Source organism: Rhodanobacter sp. Col0626, assembly GCF_049994385.1.
GTDB lineage: Bacteria > Pseudomonadota > Gammaproteobacteria > Xanthomonadales > Rhodanobacteraceae > Rhodanobacter.
Genome location: NZ_CP188260.1, coordinates 333,744 through 357,575, shown reverse-complemented (window position 1 = coordinate 357,575; position 23,832 = coordinate 333,744). Strand labels below are relative to the sequence as shown.

The 23,832-nt window shown below is 65.9% G+C and carries 18 protein-coding genes; 9 read left to right on the top strand and 9 right to left on the bottom strand.

Going from position 1 to position 23,832, the window contains the following annotated elements; genetic code table 11:
• Window positions 1–16: 16 nt before the first annotated feature.
• Window positions 17–202, bottom strand: coding sequence for a hypothetical protein (locus ACPPVV_RS01410; protein WP_426701702.1), 186 nt, complete (start codon window positions 200–202; stop codon window positions 17–19).
• A 566-nt stretch (window positions 203–768) separates the two neighbouring features.
• On the opposite strand from ACPPVV_RS01410, the gene mnmG reads away from it, so the two are divergent.
• The 4 genes from mnmG to ACPPVV_RS01390 all read left to right on the top strand — a co-directional run bounded on the left by mnmG (window position 769) and on the right by ACPPVV_RS01390 (window position 7,866).
• Window positions 769–2,646, top strand: a complete 1,878-nt coding sequence (gene mnmG, locus ACPPVV_RS01405) for a tRNA uridine-5-carboxymethylaminomethyl(34) synthesis enzyme MnmG (RefSeq protein WP_426701701.1) — start codon at window positions 769–771, stop codon at window positions 2,644–2,646.
• A gap of 77 nt (window positions 2,647–2,723) precedes the next feature.
• Window positions 2,724–3,503, top strand: coding sequence for an RDD family protein (locus tag ACPPVV_RS01400; RefSeq protein WP_426701700.1), 780 nt, complete (start codon window positions 2,724–2,726; stop codon window positions 3,501–3,503).
• A gap of 148 nt (window positions 3,504–3,651) precedes the next feature.
• Window positions 3,652–5,970, top strand: coding sequence for a Tex family protein (locus ACPPVV_RS01395; protein ID WP_426701699.1), 2,319 nt, complete (start codon window positions 3,652–3,654; stop codon window positions 5,968–5,970).
• 87 nt (window positions 5,971–6,057) lie between these two features.
• Window positions 6,058–7,866 (top strand): autotransporter domain-containing protein, encoded by a 1,809-nt coding sequence (locus ACPPVV_RS01390; RefSeq protein WP_426701698.1) that lies wholly within the window; start codon window positions 6,058–6,060, stop codon window positions 7,864–7,866.
• A gap of 73 nt (window positions 7,867–7,939) precedes the next feature.
• Here the strand turns inward: ACPPVV_RS01390 and ACPPVV_RS01385 are convergent, their stop codons facing one another.
• The 7 genes from ACPPVV_RS01385 to ACPPVV_RS01355 all read right to left on the bottom strand — a co-directional run bounded on the left by ACPPVV_RS01385 (window position 7,940) and on the right by ACPPVV_RS01355 (window position 17,480).
• Window positions 7,940–8,815 (bottom strand): YbaY family lipoprotein, encoded by an 876-nt coding sequence (locus tag ACPPVV_RS01385; protein ID WP_426701697.1) that lies wholly within the window; start codon window positions 8,813–8,815, stop codon window positions 7,940–7,942.
• 200 nt (window positions 8,816–9,015) lie between these two features.
• Window positions 9,016–10,296 (bottom strand): phosphoribosylamine--glycine ligase, encoded by a 1,281-nt coding sequence (purD, locus tag ACPPVV_RS01380; RefSeq protein WP_426701696.1) that lies wholly within the window; start codon window positions 10,294–10,296, stop codon window positions 9,016–9,018.
• An 81-nt stretch (window positions 10,297–10,377) separates the two neighbouring features.
• Entirely contained in the window at window positions 10,378–11,751 is a 1,374-nt protein-coding gene (locus ACPPVV_RS01375) for an AMP-binding protein (RefSeq protein WP_426701695.1), read from the bottom strand.
• A gap of 146 nt (window positions 11,752–11,897) precedes the next feature.
• Window positions 11,898–12,473, bottom strand: a complete 576-nt coding sequence (locus ACPPVV_RS01370; RefSeq protein WP_426701694.1) for an L-threonylcarbamoyladenylate synthase — start codon at window positions 12,471–12,473, stop codon at window positions 11,898–11,900.
• Window positions 12,474–14,963 (bottom strand): DNA topoisomerase I, encoded by a 2,490-nt coding sequence (locus ACPPVV_RS01365; RefSeq protein ID WP_426701693.1) that lies wholly within the window; start codon window positions 14,961–14,963, stop codon window positions 12,474–12,476.
• A gap of 109 nt (window positions 14,964–15,072) precedes the next feature.
• Window positions 15,073–16,257: a DNA-processing protein DprA gene (gene dprA / locus ACPPVV_RS01360; RefSeq protein WP_426701692.1), complete on the bottom strand. Its 1,185-nt coding sequence runs from the start codon at window positions 16,255–16,257 to the stop codon at window positions 15,073–15,075.
• Window positions 16,258–16,358: 101 nt separating this feature from the next.
• Window positions 16,359–17,480: a LysM peptidoglycan-binding domain-containing protein gene (locus tag ACPPVV_RS01355; protein WP_426701691.1), complete on the bottom strand. Its 1,122-nt coding sequence runs from the start codon at window positions 17,478–17,480 to the stop codon at window positions 16,359–16,361.
• Window positions 17,481–17,669: 189 nt separating this feature from the next.
• Between ACPPVV_RS01355 and def the strand changes: the two genes are divergently transcribed.
• The 5 genes from def (at window position 17,670) to ACPPVV_RS01330 (ending at window position 22,976) form a co-directional block, all read left to right on the top strand.
• Window positions 17,670–18,179, top strand: a complete 510-nt coding sequence (gene def, locus ACPPVV_RS01350) for a peptide deformylase (RefSeq protein ID WP_426701690.1) — start codon at window positions 17,670–17,672, stop codon at window positions 18,177–18,179.
• A complete protein-coding gene (gene fmt, locus ACPPVV_RS01345; RefSeq protein ID WP_426701689.1) occupies window positions 18,176–19,117 on the top strand; it encodes a methionyl-tRNA formyltransferase in 942 nt (313 codons plus the stop codon). Before def ends, fmt begins: the two co-directional genes overlap by 4 nt.
• Window positions 19,114–20,427, top strand: coding sequence for a 16S rRNA (cytosine(967)-C(5))-methyltransferase RsmB (gene rsmB, locus ACPPVV_RS01340; RefSeq protein ID WP_426701688.1), 1,314 nt, complete (start codon window positions 19,114–19,116; stop codon window positions 20,425–20,427). Before fmt ends, rsmB begins: the two co-directional genes overlap by 4 nt.
• Before the next feature lie 263 nt (window positions 20,428–20,690).
• Entirely contained in the window at window positions 20,691–21,959 is a 1,269-nt protein-coding gene (locus ACPPVV_RS01335) for an O-antigen ligase family protein (protein ID WP_426701687.1), read from the top strand.
• 15 nt (window positions 21,960–21,974) lie between these two features.
• Window positions 21,975–22,976: a glycosyltransferase gene (locus ACPPVV_RS01330; RefSeq protein WP_426701686.1), complete on the top strand. Its 1,002-nt coding sequence runs from the start codon at window positions 21,975–21,977 to the stop codon at window positions 22,974–22,976.
• Here ACPPVV_RS01330 and ACPPVV_RS01325 read toward each other — a convergent pair.
• A complete protein-coding gene (locus tag ACPPVV_RS01325; protein ID WP_426701685.1) occupies window positions 22,964–23,818 on the bottom strand; it encodes a glycosyltransferase in 855 nt (284 codons plus the stop codon). The two genes, ACPPVV_RS01330 and ACPPVV_RS01325, sit on opposite strands and share 13 nt — an antisense overlap.
• Window positions 23,819–23,832: the final 14 nt, after the last annotated feature.

The following is a 23,832-nucleotide window of genomic DNA, read 5'->3' as shown; positions in this document are numbered from 1 at the left end:
AGCTCGCAAGATTCGCTCAGACGGCCAGATGATCGAGCGCTTCGAGCAGGCTGTGCATGCGCGATTGCAGCTGCGGTTGCATCGCGCTGTGCTCATCGCCTTCGCGCTCATTCAAGCCATCGATCGCCATCTCGACCTGGCCGAGTTCGATCATCAGGTCGTGACGCGGATAAACCGGCTGGAAATCGAAATTGGTGTCCATGACGTACTCCTCAGTCGTTGGTGAGGAGTGGGAAGCAACCGCCATGCCAATGTGTGATTTTGATCACAGTGAATTCGAGGTTGTCATCACACGACTGACGCAACACGTCATCTGCTGCCGTGGTCGGACACAAAAGTCCCTTTCAGTCACCCCTTGTTCACGCATTTTCGGTGAACATCGGCCCACGTCACCACCAACAGATTCCCGGTTTCTGGCGCTCGGCAATACGGTCATCCTGGATTCCCCCTGTTCCTGAGACCGCCGGGCGCCAGATCTAATAGCACAAGGCCCCGCGGCCACAAGCCGCGGGGCCTTGTCTTTTGGGCCTTTCGAAGCCGCAAAAGGCGACGGCACCCCGAAGGGTGCCGTCATGCTTCCTTTCCTGGTACGCGATCGAACCCCTGTCCGTCCGATCTCGGCGCGCGTTGCCGCGCTGCGTCTGCCCGTGAAAGTGCGAAAGGGTTGAAGCAGTAAACATGCCAACATTCGCCGATCGGATCGCAAGACCTTGATGGCGGTACCATGGCGCCCCGTTTTGTCACTTTTTGCATGCTCAGGGCAGTTCGATGCGCCACCCGATCCATTACGACGTCATCGTCATCGGCGGCGGCCATGCCGGCACCGAGGCCGCGCTGGCCGCTGCGCGCGCCGGTGCGCGCACGCTGCTGCTCAGCCACAGCATCGAGACGATCGGACAGATGAGTTGCAACCCGGCCATCGGCGGCATCGGCAAGGGTCACCTGGTCAAGGAGATCGACGCGCTGGGCGGAGCGATGGCTCACGCTGCCGATCTTGCCGGCATCCAATGGCGCACGCTGAACGCATCGAAGGGCCCGGCCGTGCGCGCCACGCGCTGCCAGGCCGACCGCGCGCTGTATAAATCGGCGATCCGGCGCATGATCGAGACCGCGCCGAACCTGCAACTGTTCCAGCAGGCGGTGGACGACCTGATCATCGAGAACGGCCGCGTCTGCGGCGTGGTCACCCAGATGGGGCTGTCGTTCGGCGCCAGCACGGTCGTGCTCACCGCCGGCACCTTCCTTGCCGGCAAGATCCACATTGGCCAGGCGCAGTACGCCGGTGGCCGTGCCGGCGATCCGCCCGCCAGCGCGCTGGCGCAAAAACTGCGCGAACTGCCGATCGCCGCCGACCGCCTGAAAACCGGTACGCCGCCGCGCATCGACCTGCGCAGCATCGACTTCAGCGAACTGGAGCAACAGCCCGGCGACGATCCGGCGCCGGTGTTCTCCTACCTGGGCACCCGCCAGGAGCATCCGCGCCAGGTCAGCTGCTGGATCACGCATACCTCCGAGCGCACGCACGAGATCATCCGCGGCGCACTGGACCGCTCGCCGCTGTACACCGGCCAGATCGAGGGTGTCGGCCCGCGCTACTGCCCCTCGATCGAGGACAAGGTGGTGCGCTTCGCCGAGAAATCCTCGCACCAGATTTTCATCGAACCGGAAGGACTGGACACGTTCGAGATCTACCCGAACGGCATCTCCACCTCGCTGCCGTACGATGTGCAGCTGGCGCTGGTGCATTCGATCAAGGGTTTCGAAAACGCGCACATCACCCGCCCCGGCTACGCGATCGAGTACGACTATTTCGATCCGCGCGGACTCAATCCGTGGCTGGAAACGAAGGCGATTCCCGGCCTTTACTTTGCCGGCCAGATCAACGGCACCACCGGTTATGAAGAGGCCGCCGCGCAGGGCCTGATCGCCGGACTCAACGCTGCACTGGCGGTACAGGGCAAGGCGCCGTGGTATCCACGCCGCGACGAGGCGTACATCGGCGTGCTGATCGACGACCTCACCAGCAACGGCACGATCGAGCCGTACCGCATGTTCACCTCGCGCGCCGAATACCGGCTGCATCTGCGCGAGGACAACGCCGACCTGCGCCTGACCGAAAAGGGTTTTGAACTGGGTGTGGTGCCGCAACAACGCTTCGATGCGCTGCGCAGCAAGCGCGAAGCGGTCGAGCGCGAGTTGCAGCGTCTCGGCGGCTTGTGGGTAACGCCCGGTAACGCGCTGGGCAAGCACGTCGAAGATCAGCTCGGCATCGCGGTCAGCCGCGAAACCAGCGCCATCGATCTGCTGCGCCGGCCCGAACTGGATTACGCGAAGCTCACCAGCGTTGCTGCGCTGGGACCGGCGGTCGAGCGCGAAGACGTGGCCGCGCAGGTCGAGGTGCAGGTCAAGTACGCCGGTTATCTGGAGCGCCAGCGCGAGGAGATCGAGCGCCAGCGCCGGCATGAACACACCGCGATTCCGGCCACCTTCGACTACGACAAGGTGCGTGGACTGTCGGCCGAGGTCTTGCTCAAGTTGAAGCGCACGCTACCGGCCACGCTCGGCCAGGCCGCGCGCGTCAGTGGCGTGACACCGGCCGCCATCTCGCTGCTGCTGGTGCATCTGAAACGCCGCGACGCTGCCTGATTCCACCTTCGCGACCCGCTCGCGGCCTCGTCCACTCATGGCATCATGCGGACTTTGACCAGCATGGAGTGTGTGCGATGGAAATCTGGATCGGCCGCGACGGCGAACGGCATGGCCCGTACAAGGAAGACGACGTGCGCCAATGGTTGCGCAGCGGCCAGGTCAGCCCCGCGGATCTGGCCTGGTACGAGGGCCTCGCCGATTGGCAGCCGCTGTCCGTGCTTTTTCCGGATGAAGCAACAGTTGCCACGCCTCCGGCCGACCCCGGCCATCCCCATGTGCCACCCAGCGCGCCCCTGCTGCCGCAGATCACCACCGCGGCACTGGAAGATCACGCCGGTTTCTGGAAGCGCGTGGCCGCCTATATCCTCGATGCGATCATCCTGTACATCCCGCAGATGCTGATCGAGAAAATGTTCGGTGTCGATGCGGCCAAGGATGCCCTGCAGCAGGCCGCCACCAATGCCGCTGGCGACACGCACGTGATCATGGCGGCGCAGGCGCAGTTCTACTCCACGATGTGGCCCGCACTGCTGCTCACTTTCGTGATCGGCTGGCTGTATTTCGCGCTGTGCGAAAGCTCGGCATGGCAGGCCACGCCGGGCAAGCTGGCGCTGGGCATCCGGGTCACCGACATGCAGGGCCGGCGGATCAGCCTGCCCCGCGCACTGGGACGTTATCTGGCCAAGCTCCTCAGCGCGCTCATCCTGTTCATCGGGTTCCTGATGGTCGCCTGGACCCGGCGCAAGCAGGGTCTGCATGACTTGATCGCCGATACCCTGGTGCTGAACGGTCGCGCCAGCGAGTTCAAGCCGAACCAGGCATCGACCGACAAGCGCAACTCGTTCAGCGCCTGATCCGCCCTATCCACGACGGCACCGCGGCACGCCGCGGTGCCGTCTTCGTTTGTGCCATGGCATCCCCGGTACGACGAAGCCGCTTGTTATCATCGACGGCTTGATCTTTCTTCATCCGCAAAACGTCGCCGCAGGAAATCACCGCCTTATGCTCAGCATCGAACAACGCATCGCCAACGACATCGCCGCCCGGACCGAACAGGTGCGCGCTGCCGTGGACCTGCTCGACGGCGGCGCCACCGTGCCGTTCATCGCGCGCTACCGCAAGGAAGTCACTGGCGGTCTTGACGATACCCAGCTGCGTTTGCTGGAAGAGCGCCTGCGCTATCTGCGCGAACTGGAAGAACGCCGCGCGGCGATCCTGGCCAGCGTGGAAGAACAGGGCAAGCTTGGCGATGCACTGAAGGCCGACCTGCTCGCCGCCGACACCAAGGCTCGGCTGGAGGATCTGTACCTGCCGTTCAAGCCGAAGCGCCGCACCAAGGCCCAGATCGCCCGCGAAGCCGGCCTGGAACCGCTGGCGCTGGCGCTGCGCGAAGATCCCGCACTGACCCCGGAAGCGTTCGCCGAAGCGTTCGTCGATGCGGAGAAAGGCGTGGCCGACGTGCGCGCCGCCCTGGACGGCGCGCGCGCAATCCTGATGGAGTCGATCGCCGAGGACGCCCACCTGGTCGGCGAGCTGCGCGACTGGCTGTGGGCGCAAGGGCAGATCCGCGCGAAGGTGGTCGAGGGCAAGGAGAACGAGGGCGCGAAATTCCGCGATTACTTCGACCATGTCGAACCGATCGGCAAGATTCCTTCGCACCGCCTGCTGGCGTTGATGCGCGCGCGCAACGAGGGCGTGATCGAACTCGAAATGGCGCCTGCCGCCGACAGCGAACAGGGCCACGCCGAAGGCGAGGGCCGCGTCGCGGCGCATGCGAATATCCAGAATCGCGGCCGAGCCGCGGATGCGTGGCTGCGCGAGACGGTACGCCTGACTTGGCGCGTGAAGCTGCACCTGCATCTCACGCTCGACCTGTTCGGCCGCGTGCGCGAAGGCGCCGAGGACGAGGCGATTCGTGTGTTCGGCGACAACCTGAAGGACCTGATGCTGGCCGCGCCGGCTGGCGCCAAGACGGTCATGGGCCTGGACCCGGGCATCCGCACCGGCTGCAAGGTCGCGGTGGTCGACGCTACCGGCAAGCTGCTGGCCACCGACACGATCTACCCGCTGGAACCCAGGAAACAGTGGAATGAATCGCTGGTGTCGCTGGCGAAGCTGTGCAAGCAGCATGACGTGGACCTGATCGCGATCGGCAACGGCACCGGCTCGCGCGAGACGGACAAGCTGGCCGGCGAGCTGATCAAGAAACTCGGCGAGGCGAAGCTGTCCAAGATCGTGGTGAGCGAGGCCGGTGCCTCGGTCTATTCGGCTTCCGAAACCGCGGCGAAGGAGTTCCCGAGCCTGGACGTGACCCTGCGCGGCGCCGTCTCGATCGCGCGCCGCCTGCAGGATCCACTCGCCGAACTGGTGAAGATCGAACCGAAGGCAATCGGCGTGGGCCAGTACCAGCACGACGTCAACCAGATCAAGCTGGCCCGCGCGCTCGATGCGCGGGTGGAGGACTGCGTCAATGCGGTCGGCGTCGACGTCAACACCGCTTCGGCCGCATTGCTCGCGCGCGTGGCCGGGCTCAGTGCCGGCGTTGCCGAGAACGTGGTGAAGCATCGCGACACGAACGGTCCGTTTGCCAACCGCAAGGCGCTGCTGAAGGTACCGCGGCTGGGCGACAAGGCATTCGAGCAGTGCGCCGGCTTCCTGCGCGTATCCAACGGCGACAACCCGCTGGACGCCAGCTCGGTCCACCCGGAAGCCTATCCGGTGGTCGAGCGGATCATCGCGCAATGCGGCCGCGAGGTGCGCAGCATCATCGGCGACGCGAGCTTCCTGCGCAGCCTGAAGGCCGAACAGTTCACCGACGGCACCTTCGGCGTGCCGACCGTGCGCGACATCCTGAAGGAACTGGAAAAACCCGGCCGCGACCCGCGGCCGGAGTTCGTGGCACCGAGCTTCGCCGAAGGCGTCGAGGACGTGAAGGATCTCAAGCCCGGCATGATTCTCGAAGGCCGCGTCACCAACGTGGCCGCGTTCGGTGCGTTCGTCGACATCGGCGTGCACCAGGATGGGCTGGTCCACGTCTCGGCGCTGTCGCACACCTTCGTCAAGGATCCGCGCGACGCAGTGAAGGCCGGCGACATCGTCAAGGTCAAGGTGATGGAAATCGACCTGCCGCGCCAGCGCATCGGACTCAGCATGCGCCTGGATGACGAACCGGGCCAGGCACGTGGCCGTCCGGGGGCGGGCGGCGACAACCGCGGTCCGCGCGATGCCCGGCCGGCGCCGCGCACGAGCCCTCCGAAGCCGACCGCAGCGCCCGCCAGCGGCGCCTTCGCCGACGCCTTTGCAAAGGCCCGCAAGAACTGACGCCATGGTGCCGGCGGGTGCTTTTCCGTTATCGTGACGACCTTGTTACGCAGCCCCTTCGCGGGCTGCCTCGTCAGGGAGTCGCCCATGCTTCGCACACGTCATCTGGTCACGGCGATCGCCGCCGCCATGCTTCTGGCTTCCACCGCGCAGGCGGCTGACCGGTCGCCGTTCGACAATATCGTGGTGTTCGGCGACAGCCTCAGCGACAACGGCAATCTCTCGTCGCTGACTCCGGATGGCCCACGCATGCGCTTCACCACCAACCCGGGGCTGGTCGCCTCGGAGGTGGTCGCCAACCACTACGGTTTCACGCTGGAACCCTCCACCAGCGGTGGCACCGACTACGCATGGGGTGGCGCGCAGTCAGCCAAGGATCTGGGCCCGATCGTTTCGGCAAGCACCCAGGTCAACAACTATCTCGCCGGCAACGGCGGCAGGGCCGACAGCCATGCGCTCTACACCATGTGGATCGGCGCCAACGACATTCTGAACATCGACGTCAGCCAGAACCTGCAGACGCAGATGGTGAACGCCGCCAACGCCGAAGTGGGTGCGCTGAAAGCGCTGCAGCAGGGTGGCGCCCGTTACATCGTGGTGTACAACCTGCCTGACGTGTCCAACACGCCATCGGTTCACGGCACTCCGCTGGCCACCATCGCCGGCCAGCTGGGTTCGCTCTACAACAGCACGCTCGACCAGGGCATCGCCAACCTGGGCGTGGGCATCATCCCGGTGAACACGTACGCGCTGCTGAACCAGGTCATTGCCGATCCCGGTCGCTACGGCTTCAGCAATGTCACCGACCGTGCCTGCACCACGTCCAGCTCGATCGACTGCACGACCGGTACGCTGGCCGCACCGGATGCGGCATCGAGCTATCTGTTCGCCGACGGCGTGCATCCGACCACCGCCGCGCACGCCATGCTCGCGCAGGTCGTCCTGTCCGAGATCGCCGCACCCCAGCAGATCTCGCTGCTCGGCGAAGCGCCGCTGTCGGCCACCACGGCCTACGACCGCACCCTGAACAACCAGATGGTGAAGGACAGCCTCGGCAGCGGCACCCGGGCCTTCGTCAACATCGATTACGCCCAGCAGCGTTTCGATCGCACTGCGAGCTCGCCATCGGTCAACAGCGACGACGCCAACCTCACGCTGGGTTTCGACATGCAGGCGAACGACCATGTGTCGGCCGGCGTCGCACTCGGTGTCGCGCGCAATACCGCACACATGTACGGCGGTGGCGGCTATCACTTTACCGACTACTCCGCGCTCGGTTATGTGACCTACCACGCCGGCGGCGGTTACATCGGAGGCTACGGCAGCTACGGCCAGCTCGACTTCAACAACATCGAACGCATGTTCCAGGTAGGCGCCTCCCGCACCAGCGAAGCCGGCAACACCGACGGCTCGCATCGGGGCATCGGCGTGCATGGCGGCTGGTGGTTCGACCTGGACACCAATATCAAGACCGGCCCGTTCGCGCGCGTGGACTGGCAGGACATCAAGGTCGACGGTTATCGGGAAAACGGCAGCGATGCCACCGCGATGTGGTTCGGCAAGCAACACCGCCAGGCCCTGGTCGGTACGCTCGGCTGGCGCCTGCAGGGACAGTGGCAGGTCGCCAACCTGGTCATGGCGCCATACGCCGAGCTGGCCTGGAACCGGGACAACAAGGCCGACAACGAGCGCCTGGTCACCGCCGGCCTGAACAGCCAGAGCGGCTCGTTCGCGATCGCGGGCTTCATGCCGGACAAGGCCTGGGGCTCGCTCGACGTGGGCCTGTCCGCCCAGCTCACACCGACCGTGACCAGCTGGATCGGCTACAACAATCGCTTCAGCGACACCAGCCAGAAGTACAACAACTTCAACATGGGCTTCAGGATCATGTTCTGAGCCCCAACGATCGACCACAAAAAAGCCGCCGGGTGCACCGGCGGCTTTTTTTGTGTCCGGACGTCTGGACGGCTTACTTGTTCTTGCCGCCGGTTGCCACGCCCAGGATATCCATGGCCTGCTTCTTCAGCTTGTCCGCCGCGTCGGCGTCGAGCGGCTGCACGTCGCTGCCGACCTGGTGCTGCTTCAGCACCAATGCACCGTCGGCGCTCCAGCCGGCGCGATCGGTCGCACTCGGCTTGGCGTCACGGCTGGACTTGGTATCCTGCACGATCGCCCACGGCTTGCCGTCCTTGTAGGCGTAATCGGTGCTGGTGAAGCCCTTGTCGCCACGATCAACCAGCTCACGGATGAACTCGATCTGGCCCGCCTGGCGGAACAGCTGCCAGCCGCGCGACACATTCGATTCCAGCTTGGTGCCATGGCTGACCTTCATGCCGCCGAGCTGGGCTTTTTCGGCGTTGAAATCCGCCAGCACCTTCTCGCCCGGGGTCTGCTCGGCCACCAGCTCGATCGCCACGCCGTCGTTCTTGCCGCCCTTGGCAAGCACCGGTGCCTGCATCGGCATCGTGTAGTGTCGGTCGCCGTCGGTCAGGAGCGCCTGCACCACGTACAAGTCGCCGACTTTCACTTCGGCCGGGTTGAAGGTCAGGCTGAACGGCTGCGGGAACGAGCCGGCCGGCGCGGTCTTGCTGGCCAGCGGTGCGCTGCCCACGGCGGTGGACGACACATCGACCAGGTTCAGCACCAGCGTGGCGGTCGCCGACGGCTGCACCGGGCCACGCAACGAAATCGTGCCGCTCACTTCGTTGGGAGCCTTGCCGGGTGCGCCGGCGGTATCCGCGGACGCGGGTGCAACGGAGCCCGCCTGCTGGGACGGATTGGGAGCGTTGCAACCAACCAGAGCCAGCGCTGCAACTGACATCAGCGACAAAACCGTCTTGCGCATGGGAAAACCTCTTCTACGTTAAAACAAGCACGAGGCCGATCAGACGCCTTGGCGCCACACGACTCTACGCGGGGGAAGTTCCAAGCATAGCCCAAAAATGTTGGCCCGGAAAAGTCAAGCCATCGACGACTCACCATGCGCCGACGTACGTGAATTCCCTCACACGATCGGACATCCCGGCGCGCCAGCGCCCGGCAAGGTCACCGGCGCTGCAATGCCAGGTGGGCGATGTCACGACGGCAGAACGCACCGTCGTACCGGATCTTGCCGATCGCGGCGTAGGCCTGCTCGCGCGCCGCGGCGAGGTCGTCGCCCAGCGCACACACGGTCAGCACACGGCCACCGGCGGTGACGGCATGCGCACCGTCGATGCGCGTACCGGCATGGAACACCTTCACATCGGCGGCCACCGGAGCGTCCAGGCCGTCGATCACGTCGCCACTGCGAACCCGGCCCGGATAGCCGCCAGCGGCCATCACCACGCCGATCGCCGGTCGGGCATCCCAACGGGCCCTGGTCTGTTCCAGACGGCCATCCAGCGCGGCGTTGATCAGCTCGACCAGGTCGGACTTCAGTCGCAGCATGATCGGCTGGGTTTCCGGATCGCCGAAGCGCACGTTGAACTCGATCACCTTCGGCTGGCCCGCCTTGTCGATCATCAGCCCGGCGTAGAGGAACCCGATGAACGGCGCGCCCTCGGCCGCCATGCCGCGCAGGGTCGGCTCGATCACTTCCTTGAGGATGCGCTGCTCGACCTCGGGGGTGACCACCGGCGCCGGCGAGTACGCGCCCATGCCGCCGGTGTTCGGGCCGAGGTCGCCCTCGTCACGGCGCTTGTGATCCTGGCTGGAGGCCATCGGCAGCGCGTGGCTGCCGTCGCTCATCACGATGTAGCTGGCTTCCTCGCCGTCGAGGAACTCCTCGATCACCACCCGTGCCGAGGCATCGCCGAAACTGTGCGCGCCAAGCATGTCGTGCAGCGCCAGTTCGGCATCGGCGAGGGTCAGCGCCACCACCACGCCCTTGCCGGCGGCGAGCCCATCGGCCTTGATCACGATCGGCGCGCCATGCTGGCGTACGTAGGCCAGCGCCGGGTTCAATTCGGTGAAAACCGCGTAGTGCGCGGTGGGGATGTTGTGTCGCTGCAGGAAATCCTTGGCGAACGCCTTGGAGCCCTCCAACTGCGCAGCGACAGCGCGCGGCCCGAAGATGCGCAGGCCGGCGGCACGAAAACGGTCGACCACGCCGGCCACCAGTGGCACCTCGGGGCCGACCACGGTCAGCCCGACCTTCTCGCGCTTCGCCAGCAACAGCAGGCCGTCGATGTCGTTCATCGCCACGTCGGCATTGCGCACGTCCGGTTCGCGCGCGGTGCCGGCATTGCCCGGCGCCACGATCACTTCGTCGACCTGCGGCGATTGACCTAGCTTCCACGCCAGCGCGTGTTCGCGCCCGCCGCTGCCGATGACCAGAACCTTCATGCCCGCACTCCGAAAATCATCATGCGCCACGTGGCGCAGGCGCGCATTGTAGCTGGAGTGCTCGTGAAACCCCGCTGGCGATCAGTCGTGGGCGTGCAGCAGTTCCAGCAACGCCGCGCGCGGCAGCTTGCCGGTTTCATTGCGCGGCAGGGCGCGCACCAGTTTCAGCGGGCGCGGCAGGAACAGCGGATCGATCGCGCGGCGCAGCGCATCGAGGATGGTGTGCTCGTCCAGTCCCGGCGCCACTGCCAGCGCGGCGATCCGGTGCACGCCCAGCGCATCGCCGTCGCCAAGCTGGAACACCACGCCGTCCTGCACGCCGGGAATGGCCAGCAGGCGGCGACTGAGGTCACCCAGCGAGGCACGCTTGCCGGCGATCTCCAGCATGTCGGCATGTCGACCGCGCAGGCGGAAACGGCGGCCGCCGTGGGAGAGGCTGACGATGTCGGCCAGGGTCACCGGCGTGTCCAGTTGGGGTGCGCCGATCGCGGTGCCGTCCGGCTGCGGATGCAGATCGACCCCGTCATACAGCGCCCAGTCCTCGTCCGCGGTGGGCCGGCGGCTGGCGAACACGCAGGTTTCGGTGGAACCGAACACCTCCAGCAGCGGCGCATCAAAACGCTGTTCGGCGGCCCGCGCCAGCTCGACCGGCAGTGGCGCGGTAGCCGACAACATTGCGGCAATGGGCGGCAGTGCGATGCCCGAATCGACCAGGGCACGCAAATGCACCGGCGTGGTCACCAACACCCGCGGCACCGGCAACTCGGCCAGCGCGGCGGCGACGTCGGCGGGAAAGAACGGCCGGCCGGTGTGCACGCCAACCTCGCCCAGCAGTGGCAGCAGCACCGACATCTCGATGCCGTACATGTGCTGCGGCGGCACCGTGGCGACAACCTCGAAACGCGATCCCACGGCTCCGTGCAGCATCGCCAGGTTGCCGGCGTTGCTGGCGTGGAAGTTGCCCCAGGTCTTCACGTTGGCGCTGGGCGTGCCGGTGGAACCGGAGGTGTAGCCGATCGCCACCACCTGCTCGGCCGGGATCAACGGCCACGCGAGGTCGGCGGGTGTCGGCGGGATATCGTCCAGCACCGGCAGCTGACGGTAGCCGGGCGGGGCCGGATCGAGCGCCTGCTCGCCCACGGCGTAACAACCAGGGTGTGCCGCCATCACTTCGTCGACCGCCTGCGGTGCCCGCGAAGATGGCAACAAATTGGTCTGGCCACGCAGCACGATGGCGCAGAACGCCACCAGGAATGCGTAGCGGTCCTCACACAGGTTCACCGCCGCTGCCGCGGCAGGCAGACCGGCCGCCACCACCTGCACCTGGGCGAGAAAACGCGCCGCGCTCACGGCCTCGCCATGGCGCCAGGCCACCACTCGCGTGGGGTCGGCCCCGCCAAGCAACGGCAGTCGTTGCGGCGCCTCGCGCTGATAGGTGTCGTAAACAATGGCCAAGCGGAATCTCCCTGATTTCAGTTCGTCATGCCGCGGAACCAGCATCGCGCCGATCGATGAACGGTAGCGTGAACAGCGGCAACGGCCGTTCCGTGGCGGTGCAGGACATCGTTGGGCGACCCCTCGCCCACGCGCTCCCCGGGCGCTCAGGCACGGATGATAGCTCCCGACAATGCGTCGCGGATCATCGTGGGGCGGGTCTGGTCGCCCAGCGGTGCGTCCAGCAGACCATCCAGCGCCGCGTGCCCAAAATAGTCCGCCACCGTACGCGCCGTACGCGCCGGCGGCTGGCCATGCGGGTTGGCACTGGTCGACACCAGCGCGCCGCCGAAAGCGCGGCACAGCGCAGCCGCCGGTTCGTGTGCGGTGATCCGCAGTGCGATGCCGGCATGCGCGCCCGCCACCCACGACGGAACCTCGGCGGAGCGCGGGAAGATCCAGGTGTGCGGACCGGGCCAGCTCGCCTGCACCTGCCGGAACACCTCATCCGGTACGGCAGCCCGTTCGATGTAACGCTCGACCTGGGCGAAATCCGCGGCAATCAGCAGCGCACCCTGGGTCGCCGGACGCTGCTTCAGGGCGAACAGCCGCTGGAATGCGCGCTGATCATGCGGATCGCAACCGAGGCCATACACGGCCTCGGTGGGATAGGCCACTACCCCGCCGTCGTGCAACAGACGGGCGGCAGCGGGGAGTTCGTCGAGGCTAAAGCGCTGCAGCACTCAGACCTCGGCGCTCTTCTTCGCGCCGGCCTTTTTGGTGGCGGTTTTCTTCGCGGCGGTCTTCTTGGCTGGCGCCTTCTTGGCGGCGGTTTTCTTCGTCGCGGTTTTCTTTGCTGCCGCCTTCTTCGCCGGCGCCGCCTTTTTCGCGGCAGCCTTCTTGGTCGCGCCCTTCTTGCCGAATCGGCCCGGCTTGCGTGCGGGTGCGGCCGCCAGCAGTTCGAGGCACTGCTTCTCGGTCAGCTCCTTCGGCTCCTGCTCCTTCGGGATGCGTGCGTTTTTTTCGCCATCGGTGATGTACGCGCCGTAGCGGCCATTCAGCACCTGCACGCCATTGCCGAAATCCAGGATCAGCCGGTTCGCCAGCATCTCCAGTTTCTCGGCCACGATCTGCAGCGCGCGCGGCAGCTCGATCGTGTACGGATCGTCCTCGGGCTTGAGCGAGGCGTAAGTGCCACCCTGCTTCACGAACGGGCCGAAGCGGCCGACACCGACCATCACCTCGTCGCCGTTTTCGGCCTGGCCGAGCTGGCGCGGAAGCTTGAACAGCTCCAGCGCCTCGGCCAGGGTGAGCGTGTGCATGCTCTGGCCCGGGCGCAAGGACGCGAAGGTGGGTTTTTCCTCATCGTCCTTGGTGCCGATCGCGGCGTACGGCCCGAACCGGCCCAGTCGCACCGACACCGGCTTGCCGGTTTTCGGATCCGTGCCCAGCTCGCGCGCGCCGGTGGCCTCGCTGCGATCGACCGACTCGGTTTTCTCGTCCACCTGTTGTTTGAACGGCAGCCAGAAGCGTTCCATCAGCGGTACCCAGGCTTCCTCGCCGCGGCTGACCGCGTCGAGTTCGTCTTCCATCTTCGCCGTGAAGTCGTAATCGACGTACTGGGTGAAATGCTGGGTGAGGAATTTGCTGACCGCGCGACCGACGTCGCTGGGCTTGAAGCGGCGGCTGTCCAGGAACACGTACTCGCGGTTCTGCAGCACCTGGATGATGCTGGCGTAGGTCGACGGACGGCCGATGCCGTGTTCTTCCAGCGCCTTGACCAGGCTCGCCTCGGAGTAGCGCGGCGGTGGTTCGGTGAAATGCTGGTCGGCGGCGATCTCGTGCAGCGGCACCGCCTCGCCCTTTTCCAGTCGCGGCAGCCGACGGCCTTCATCGTCGTCGTCGGCCTTTTTCTGATCGCTGCCTTCTTCGTAGACGGCCAGGAAACCGGGGTCGATCACGGTGGTGCCGCTGGCGCGGAACGAGGCATCGCCACCGGCGACCTCGGGCAACGCGAATTCCACCGACACGGTGTTCAGCGTGGCATGAATCATCTGGCAGGCGACCGTGCGCTTCCAGATCAGTTCGTACAGCTTGCGCTGGTCGTCATTGAGATAGCCGGCCACGGATTTCGGCGTGTACATCGCCGAAGTCGGACGGATCGCCTCATGCGCTTCCTGCGCGTTCTTCGACTTGGTCTTGTAGACCTGCGGCGTATCCGGCAGCGCCTTGGTGCCGAAGTCGCGGGCGATCAGCTGGCGCAGTTCGGCCATGGCGTCGTCGCCGAGCATGGTCGAGTCGGTACGCATGTAGGTGATCAGGCCGACGTTGCCTTCGTCACCCAGCGCCACGCCCTCGTACAGGCCTTGCGCCACCTTCATCGTGCGGCTGGTGGTGAAGCCGAGCTTGCGCGCGGCCTCCTGCTGCAGGGTGGAGGTGGTGAACGGCGCGGCCGGGCGGCGCTTGCGCTCCTTCGAACCAACGTCGCTGACGGTGAGGCGGCCACGTGCGGCCTGCTTCAGCGCGTCGCGGGCGGCCTGCGCATCGGCCTCGTTGGTGAGGTCGAACTGCTCGAATTTCTTGCCGTTGAGTTTGCTCAGGCGCGCACTGAAATCGCCATCGGCATGCTTGAGCTGGGCTTCGATGGTCCAGTATTCGCGTGCCTTGAACGCCTCGATCTCTTCCTCGCGCTCGACGATCATGCGCAACGCCGGCGATTGCACGCGGCCGGCGGACAGGCCGCGCTGCACCTTGCGCCACAGTACCGGCGACAGGTTGAAGCCGACCAGGTAATCCAGCGCGCGACGCGCCTGCTGCGCGTCGACCAGATCGTGCGAGAGCTGCCGCGGCGCGGCTACCGCGGCCTTGATGGCTTTGGGCGTGATCTCGGAGAACACCACCCGGTGCATCTGCTTGCCCTTGGTCAGGCCACGCTCTTTGAGGATCTCGCTGATATGCCAGCTGATCGCCTCGCCTTCGCGATCCAAGTCGGTCGCGAGATAGATGTCGTCGGCCAGCTTGGCGGCCTTGGCGATCGCGTCGACGTGTTTCTCGTTACGCTCGATCACCTCGTACGCCATGGTGAAGCCGTTCTCGGTGTCGACCGCGCCCTCCTTCGGCTTCAGGTCGCGTACGTGACCGTAGGAGGCGAGGACCTGGAAGTCCTTGCCGAGGTATTTGTTGATCGTCTTGGCCTTGGCCGGTGATTCGACGATGAGCAGGTTTTTTGCCATGAAGCTGGATATCCGCAAGTGAACCACCGGCGCTTCCGTGCCGGACATATATATAGTTGAAACCACGCCGCGGCCGCGGCTGTCAAGCCTTAGCCATCCAGATGCACGGTCAGCCGCCAGTCGCGCCATCCGGCAATCGTTGGTAACGGTTGCCCGGCAAACTCTCCACCCTGGCATCCAGTTCCAGCATCAGCAGCTTCGAGGAAAGCGTCGAAGCGGGCTGCCCGGTACGTTGCACAAGTTCGTCCAACGTCGCTGGCTCATGACCAAGTTCGTCCAATAGTTGTCGATGTTCGGGATCTTCAAACTTGTCGAGGCGTCCGCGTGAAGCCGTCGCGTTGCCTGCGGCAAGGGGTTGTCGGACGGCTTCGCTACCGTTGCCGGCCTGCAGCCGCGTCGCCAGTTCGCCGCCAAGCATGCGCGCGGCCGGCGCCAATGTCTCGACAATCTCGGCGGCGCCTTCCACCAGTCGCGCACCGTCGCGAATCAGGCGATGGCAACCGCGTGCCAGCGGATTGTGGATGGAACCTGGCAGCGCGAATACCTCGCGCCCCTGTTCCGCGGCCAGCCGGGCGGTGATCAGCGAACCGGAACGCAGGCCCGCCTCGATCACCAGGGTACCCAGCGCCAGCCCGGCGATGATCCGGTTTCGGCGCGGAAAGTGATCGGCGCGGGCCCTCGTGCCTGGCGGAAACTCGCTGATCAAGGCGCCCTGTGCGGCAATCCGGCGGGCCAGCGCATGATGCTTGCGCGGATAGACCAGGTCCGGTCCGGTGCCCATCACTGCCAGCGTCGCCGCACCGGCGTCCAGCACCGCGGCGTGCGCGGCACCGTCGATGCCGTCGGCCATGCCACTGGTGATCGTGAAGCCGGCATCCGACAAGGTGCGGGCAAACGCCCTGGCGTGCGCCAGACCCGCGGCGCTGGCGCCGCGCGCACCGACGATCGCCACCTGTGGATACAGCAACAGGCCGGCGTCGCCCACCACAAACAACGCCGCCGGCGGCTGCGGGATGTTTTCCAGCTGGGGCGGGAAATCCGCCTCGGTGCATCGCAGCAACCGGTGGTTCGGCTCGGCCAGCCACGCCAGGTCGGCCGCCAGTTGCGTTTCGTCGGGCCGTGCCAGCCAGGCCTGTGCCAGCTCGCCAGGCGGCGCGCCATGGCGCCTGAGCCGCGCCAGCACCTCGTTGATGGCGCCGCCGGCCGCGGTCAGCCGCTCGCGCAGTCCACCCGGGCCCAGGCCCGGCGTACGCAGCACGATCATCCATGCGCGCAGTTCTTCGATATCGTCCATGTGTACAGTTTACGGAGCCGGCACAAACAGAAACGGCGCGGTGGTGGCCGCGCCGTGCTGTAGGCAGTCGCCGATGTTGCCGGCGGAATTCCTGCCAGTCGTTATTCGGGCATGGTCAGGCGGCCACCGATGTGCACCGGACGCAGGCTGTCCATGATCAGGCCGTAGCTGACCCGGTCGAAGGTGCGGAACACCATCACGTGGCCGACGTATTCGTCGGGCAGTTTGACCGTCTTGCCGACACCACGGTTCCAGCTGTTGCTGGCGACATCGTCATGAATGGTCTCGCCCGGCTCGAAGACACTGAATGTCTGGCCGTTGTCGACGCCGTCCTTCGCGCCGACCGACAGCATGACCACCTGGCGCGAACCGGCAGCATCCAGTGCGTCGGCAAAACCGATCACCTTGGCGTGGGCGGGTATCGATTTCGGCGGATGCGGGTAATAGAACGCGTCGTACGGCGTGTCATCGACCGGCAAGACGCGATCGCCGCTGCGGATTTCCATGGTGGAATCGAGCAGCAACAGGGTCGACGGGTCGCCCATGCGCAGAGTTTCGGCGGTGCCGATCACGCTCACTTCAACGCCCAGGTCGTCGCCCCTGCCATAGTGGCCGTCGCGGCGGGAGTTCTCGTCCCACGGCGCGTTGACCATCGCGGCGTTGCTGTCCAGCTCGTGGCCAACCAGATCGGCGTCGGCCGGATCATCCTGATTGAAACCGCGGAATACATGGGTCGGCCGCACGATCGCCCAGCGCTGACCGGGCGCGCCCTGCAGGCCCCGCACGTAGAGGTTCTGGCCCACCGCGCCACGCAGGCGGGATTCCTCCAGGCCGACCACGTACGGCGCCGACCTGACGGCATTGGAATCCATCACCCGCATGTCCTTGAGGAACATTTTCAGTTCGGACAGCGGAATCGCTGGCACCGCATCGCCTTCGCGGTGCACGCTCGGCTGCAGGCGCAGGCGCGGACCGTTGATGAAGGACAGATTGAGCACGTCGCCCGGATAGATCAGATGCGGATTGCGCACCTGCGGGTTGGCCTGCCAGATTTCCGGCCACAGCCACGGCTTGGCCAGGAACTTCGCGGAGATATCCCAAAGGGTGTCGCCCCGACGCACGGTATAGCTGTCGGGATGATTGGACCGCAGCTGTGCACCGGCCGCATAGACGGCCACAGTGACCAGCATGCCGGCCAGCAACACGATTATCTTTCTGATCATTGGTGGGAATCCCCCTTCCCCATTTGCTCGGTCGAGTGTAACCGAATGGTTAATGCACGCAACAGGCGCAAGTTGGCAAAAATCGTCTGCACTCGGATGGTTGCCGACGTACAATAAGGCACATTCTAGATCGCACCGGGGGTGGCTTTTTACCAAATCGCCCGCAGTTCCGGCGCCGAGGTTAAATCCATGTCCGTACTACCCATACTCGAATTCCCCGACCCCCGGCTGCGCACTCGCGCCGAGCCGGTAAGCATCTTTGACGCAGGGCTGAAGCAGTTCGTCGCCGACCTGTTCGAGACCATGTACGCCGCCAACGGCGTCGGTCTTGCCGCGACCCAGGTCAACGTGCATCAGTGCGTGCTGGTGGCCGACATGAGCGACGACCGCAAGCAGCCGCTGGCGCTGATCAATGCGCAGATCCTCGAAAAGAGCGGCTCGCAGGTCTACCAGGAAGGCTGCCTCTCGTTTCCCGGCCTGTACGCCGACGTCACCCGCGCACTGAAGGTGAAAGTGAAAGCGCAGGACGTCGACGGCAAGGAGATCATCGTCGAGGCCGAAGGCCCGCTGGCGGTGTGCATCCAGCACGAGTTGGATCACCTGGAAGGCAAGGTGTTCGTCGACTACCTGTCGTCGCTGAAGCGTGCGCTGTTGTTGAAACGGCTGGACAAGCAACGCAAGCAGGCGGCAACGGCTTGAATAGCTCCGGCTTGCGGCTGGTTTTCGCCGGCACCCCCGAATTCGCCGTTCCCTGCCTCAAAGCGTGCCGCGCCAGCGGCGCCGACGTGGTGGCCGTGTATACCCAGCCCGATCGCCCCGCCGGGCGCGGCCGCAAACTCACGCCCAGCCCGGTCAAGCAGGCGGCGCTGGCCGCCGGCATCGCGGTGGAGCAACCCGAGTCGCTGAAATCCGCCGAGGCGCAACAGGCGCTGGCTGCGTACCGGCCGGACTTGCTGGTGGTGGTGGCATACGGCCTGATCCTGCCGCGCAAGGTTCTGGCCATACCGCGGCTCGGCTGCTGGAACGTGCATGCCAGCCTGCTGCCGCGCTGGCGTGGGGCCGCGCCGATCCAGCGCGCGATCCTCGCCGGCGATACCGAAAGCGGCGTCGACCTGATGCGGATGGAAGCGGGCCTGGACACCGGCCCGGTGTTATTGCAACGACGTACGCCGATCAGTCGCGACGACACCGGCGGTACGCTGCACGACCGGCTGTCTGCACTCGGGGCCGAGGCATTGGCCGAAGGCTTGCGCCGCGTGCTGGCCGGCGAAACGCTGGTTGCCGCCTCGCAACCGGAAGACGGCGTCACCTACGCGCACAAACTGGACAAAGCCGAAGCGAAGCTCGATTTCACCCGCCCGGCTGGCGAACTCGAGCAGAAGGTGCGTGCGTTCGATCCATGGCCGGTTGCCGAAGGCGAGATCGCCGGCGAGTCACTGCGGATCTGGGCCGCCCGCGCCATCGAGCTCGATCACCACGCCGTGGCGGGTAGCGTACTGGCGGCCGGTCGCGACGGCATCGACCTCGCCTGCGGCAAGGGCGCCCTGCGCGTCACCGCGGTGCAGCGCGCCGGCGGCAAGCGCATCGGCGCCATCGATTACCTCAACAGCCGTCCAGCATTGCGGCGCCTGCCATGAAGCCCGATACCCGCGCCCTGGCTGCCAGGGGGCTCGCCGAAGTCGCCATGCGTGGCGCGTCGCTGCGCGACGTGATGGAACGCCACGCGCCACGGTTGAGCGATCCGCGTGACCGCGCCCTGTTGATGGCCTTGCTCAGCGAAGGCGCACGCTGGTGGCTGCGTTTCGACGCCGCCATCGATGGCCTGCTGGAAAAATCGCTGCGCCACAAGGATCCCGCTGTCCATGCCTTGCTGGTGCTGGGATTGGTGCAGCTGGAAATTCTCCAATTGCAGGATTACGCGGCGGTGGCTGCCACGGTCGAGGCGGTGCGCGCGCTCAAGCGTCCACAACTGGCCGGACTGGTCAACGCGGTGCTGCGACGTTGGCAACGCGAGCGCGAAACCTTGCTGGCCCGGCTCGACGCCGCGCCGCAGACCCGCCACGCCCATCCGTCCTGGCTCGCCGACGCGCTGCAACGCGACTGGCCGCAACAGGCCGACGCGGTCATGGCTGCCGACAATCGCGAACCGCCGTTGATGCTGCGTGTCAATCGCCAGCGCAGCGAGCGGCAAGCCTTGCTCGCGCAATTGCAAGACGCCGGCTATGCAGCCGAACTTCATCCGTGGCTGGGCGACGCGCTGGTGTTGCCGCACAGTGTGGACATCACCCGCATGCCCGGCTTCGAGGACGGCCTGTTCGCGGTGCAGGACGGAGCCGCACAGGTGGCAGCCGATCTGGCCGAACTCGACGACGGCCTGCGCGTGCTCGATGCGTGCGCGGCGCCGGGTGGCAAGGCCTGTCATTTGCTGGAGCGCGCCGACATCGATCTGACCGCGCTGGAAATGGACGCTTCGCGCGCCGAACGCATCCGTCAGAACCTGATGCGGCTGCGCCTGAACGCGAAAATGGCGATCGGCGATGCCGGTGCACCGGCCGGCTGGTGGAAGGGCCAGCTGTTCGATCGCATCCTGATCGATGCGCCCTGTTCGGCTACCGGCGTGCTGCGCAGGCGCCCGGACGTGCGCCTGCATCGGCGCGAAAGCGACATCGGCGCGATGCACAAGCAACAGCAGCGGATTCTGGGCGCGCTGTGGCCGCTGCTGGCTCCCGGTGGGCGCCTGGTCTACATCACCTGTTCGGTGTTGCGTGCGGAAAACGAAGCCATCGTGGGCGCCCTGCTCGCCGCGCAGGCCGACGCCCAGGCGATGCCTTTCACCCTGCCCGTAGGACAGGCCGCCAGTGTCGGCTGGCAGATCCTGCCTGGCGACGGCGACCTGGACGGGATGTACTACGCCGTGCTGCAAAAGCGCGCCCAGGCGAATTCGTGATCGACCGAATCACCTGACGTCGTCCCGCGCGGGCCTGGCCAAACGGTGGATGTTCAGGGCCGACGCGGTAATGTCCCGTTGCGTGCCTGCTACCACGGAACTCGGTCAAAACGCCGACAACGAATCCTGAGCGAAGTTGCATGGCAGCAGCGATCGAACCGCGCGCAGTGGGGCACATCTGAAATGAACCCTTGCGTTACAATGCGCCGCACGCAAGCCATGTCGACGACGCTGGCCCGGTAGCATTGCCAGACAGGGATCTCATGTTGGTTCGACAGGCTTACGACGTGCGCGCAAATCCAGCTCCATGGAAAATCTGGACAGTCTCCCTGCTGCTGGCGGTCATGCCGTTGTGTTTCGCGGTGTCCTCGCGCATCAAGACGCTGCCGATGGTGCTGCTGTTCGTCACCGGCATCGTGGTGCTGTGCACACGCGCCGACGTCCGGCTCGGTTACCGCGCGGCATGGTCGGTGGTGGCGGTCTGCCTGCTGCGATTGGCATACGACATCGGCAACTTCCTCGGACACCGGCTTGGCTGGTCGACCATCGACCTGCCGGCGCAAACGCTGCTGTTCGTGGCGATCGCCGCGGTGTTCGCCTTGCCGCTGAAGCAACGCGCCATCGCGATCGGCTTCAGCCTCACGGCCCTCCTGCTCGGTGCCGTCTGCATGTTCCAGCGTTACGTGCAGGGGGTCGATCGACCCTACGGTCTGAACGGTGGCGACTGGGCGGCGATTGAATTCGCGATGTTCCTGCTGGTCCTGGTGTTGTTGGCCATGCTGGAGGCACTGCGCCCGGGGACGCGGCGCGGCGACCGCTGGCTGCACGCGACGGCCGTCGTGGTGGGCCTGTATGGCTCGGTGCTCACCCAGAGTCGAGGACCGCTGCTGGCCTTCGCCCCGATCTACCTCGGGCTGATGCTGTGGTATGCCGCGCGCTTCCGCCTCTGGCGGAGGATGCTGACGCTGTCCGCCATCACCGTGATCGGCATGCTGACGATCACCGCCACGATGCACCGGGAAATGGTCGATCGGTTGGCCGACGTGCCGGCCGAGATGGCGTCCTACGGTCCCGATGACACCACCGGCGCCGTGCATGAACGGCTGGAGATGTGGCATACGGCGTGGCGGGCGTTCCTCGAACATCCACTGGCCGGCATCGGGCTGGACCAGTTCGGTGTCTACGTGCGCGCGCTGGCCGCCACCGGCCAGGCCAGTCCGGCGATTGCCAAATACGTGCATCCGCACAGCGAATATCTCGAATCCCTGGCCGCTGGCGGCCTGCCCGCCCTGCTGGTGCTGTTGCTGTTGTTCGCCGTCCCGCTGGGCTTCTTCGGGCGCCATCTCAACCATCCGCAGGAACCGATCGCCGCCGCCGCGATCGCCGGGATGATGGTGGTCGGCATGTACGGTCTATGCGCATTCAGCGACAATGTGTTTTATCGGGCAATGCCTCAATCGCTGTACCTGTTCCTGGTGTTGGGCCTGGCCGTGAGCATCGGCAGACAGTTGCGCAACGCTTCAATCCGCTGACATCGACTCTCTTTCATGGCCCGTATCAACCTTCTTGCGTGGGACAACCAGCGCGGACTCAGTCACGACATCCGGCTGCTGTCCGAGGCACTGCGTGCGCTGGGTCACCAGGTCGATGTGACGCGGCTTGGACCGCGCCGTCACGATGGCCGCGGGAAAGCCTGGCGCCTGCGACTGCGCATGTGGTGGCGACGATTGCGCCATGCGGATCGGCGCATCACTTTGTACGACGCGAACATTGCGCTGGAACACGTGCGACCGGACTGGTTTGCGCTGGCCCGGGTAAACCTGCTGGTACCGAACCCGGAATGGTTGTCGGTCCGCAGCCAGAGATACCTGGGCCGCTTCGACGGCATCCTGTGCAAGACCCGCTACGCCGTGGAGTTGTTCACGGCACGCGGCTGCCGTGCCCTGCATATCGGCTTTCGCAGCACGGATTGTTTCGAGTCGGAAATTCCGCGCCAACCGACCTTCCTGCACTTGGCCGGCGCGAGCCGGATGAAGGGAACGCAGCGCCTGCTCGGCCTGTGGCAGCGGCACCCGGAATGGCCAAAACTGACGGTGCTGCAGTCGGCCCGTACCGCGATTCGCCTGGCCGAACCGGTGCCCGCCAATATCGACCACCAGATCGGTTACCTGGGCGACGTGCGCGATATCCGTCGACTGCAGAATACCCACGTATTCCACCTGTGCCCGTCGGAAACCGAGGGCTGGGGTCACTACATCGCCGAGGCGATGAGTTGCAAGGCGGTGGTGATCACCTGCGATGCGCCGCCGATGAACGAACTGGTCACCCCGGAGCGTGGCGCGCTGGTGCAATCCAGCAAAGCCGGCACGTTCAACCTGATCACCCTGCACCGTTTCGACGAGGCGGCGCTGGAAGCCACCATCGAGCGCTTGCTGGCGATGCCGGCGGAGCAACGCGACATGCTCGGCGAACAGGCGCGCGCGTGGTTCACCTCGAACGATGCCGGCTTCACCGCGCGATTGGATTCGGCACTGCGTCAGTTGCTCTGAGTCGCCCGACGCTCTTTCACGACGACGCGAAGATCCGCCGGCGCCATGGCGAATTCAGCCAGGTGCTGGTCGAGGCCGAGCTCACAGCGGACCAACCGGCGGGCGCGGCTATCGTCCACGATGCGGTCGTTGGGGTTGTCCACGACATGCTTGCGGGTGCGATGGTAAAGATGCGTGGCCAAGGCGCTGAAACGCAACTCCCGCCGCAACAGGCCGGCATGGAAGGCGCGCACCGCCAGCTCGGTATCCTCGCGCCCCCAGCCGGTCATCGCCTCGTTGAAACCATTCACACGCAACAGATCGTCACGCCAGAACGCCATGTTGCAGCTCTTGATCCCGCGCTGTTTCGTGCCGGCTCGCGCATACCAGCGCGCCAGTGCGGGCAGGCGCAGGGTATGCCGCCGCCGTTCGATGCCGCGACTGAAGAAGCCCGGCATGCCCAGCTCTCCGTCGAGCATGCGGCGGGTCAGATCGGGGTCGGTCAGCACCCGTGAACCCTGCACGAAGCAGCCGTTGCTGGCAAAGGCGCGGTGGTCGGCGATGAAATGCCGCTCGGCGACCATGTCGCCGTCGAGCAGGATGATGTAGTCGCCCTGGGCGGCAGCGATCGCACGATTGCGTGCCCGGCTCATGCGGGCGCCGTCGTCGGGCTGCCACAAATGGACCAGACGCACCGGGTAGTCCGGCGCGATGCGCTCGAGCAGGTCGCGTGTGCCCGGCTGCGAGCCGTCGTCGGTGACAATCACCTCGTACGGCAACTCGCTCTGCGCCGCCAGCGCGGCCAGCACCAGCGCCAGCGCCTCGGGCCAGTTATAGGTGATCACGGCAACGCTGATGCGCATCGCGACAGCCCCGT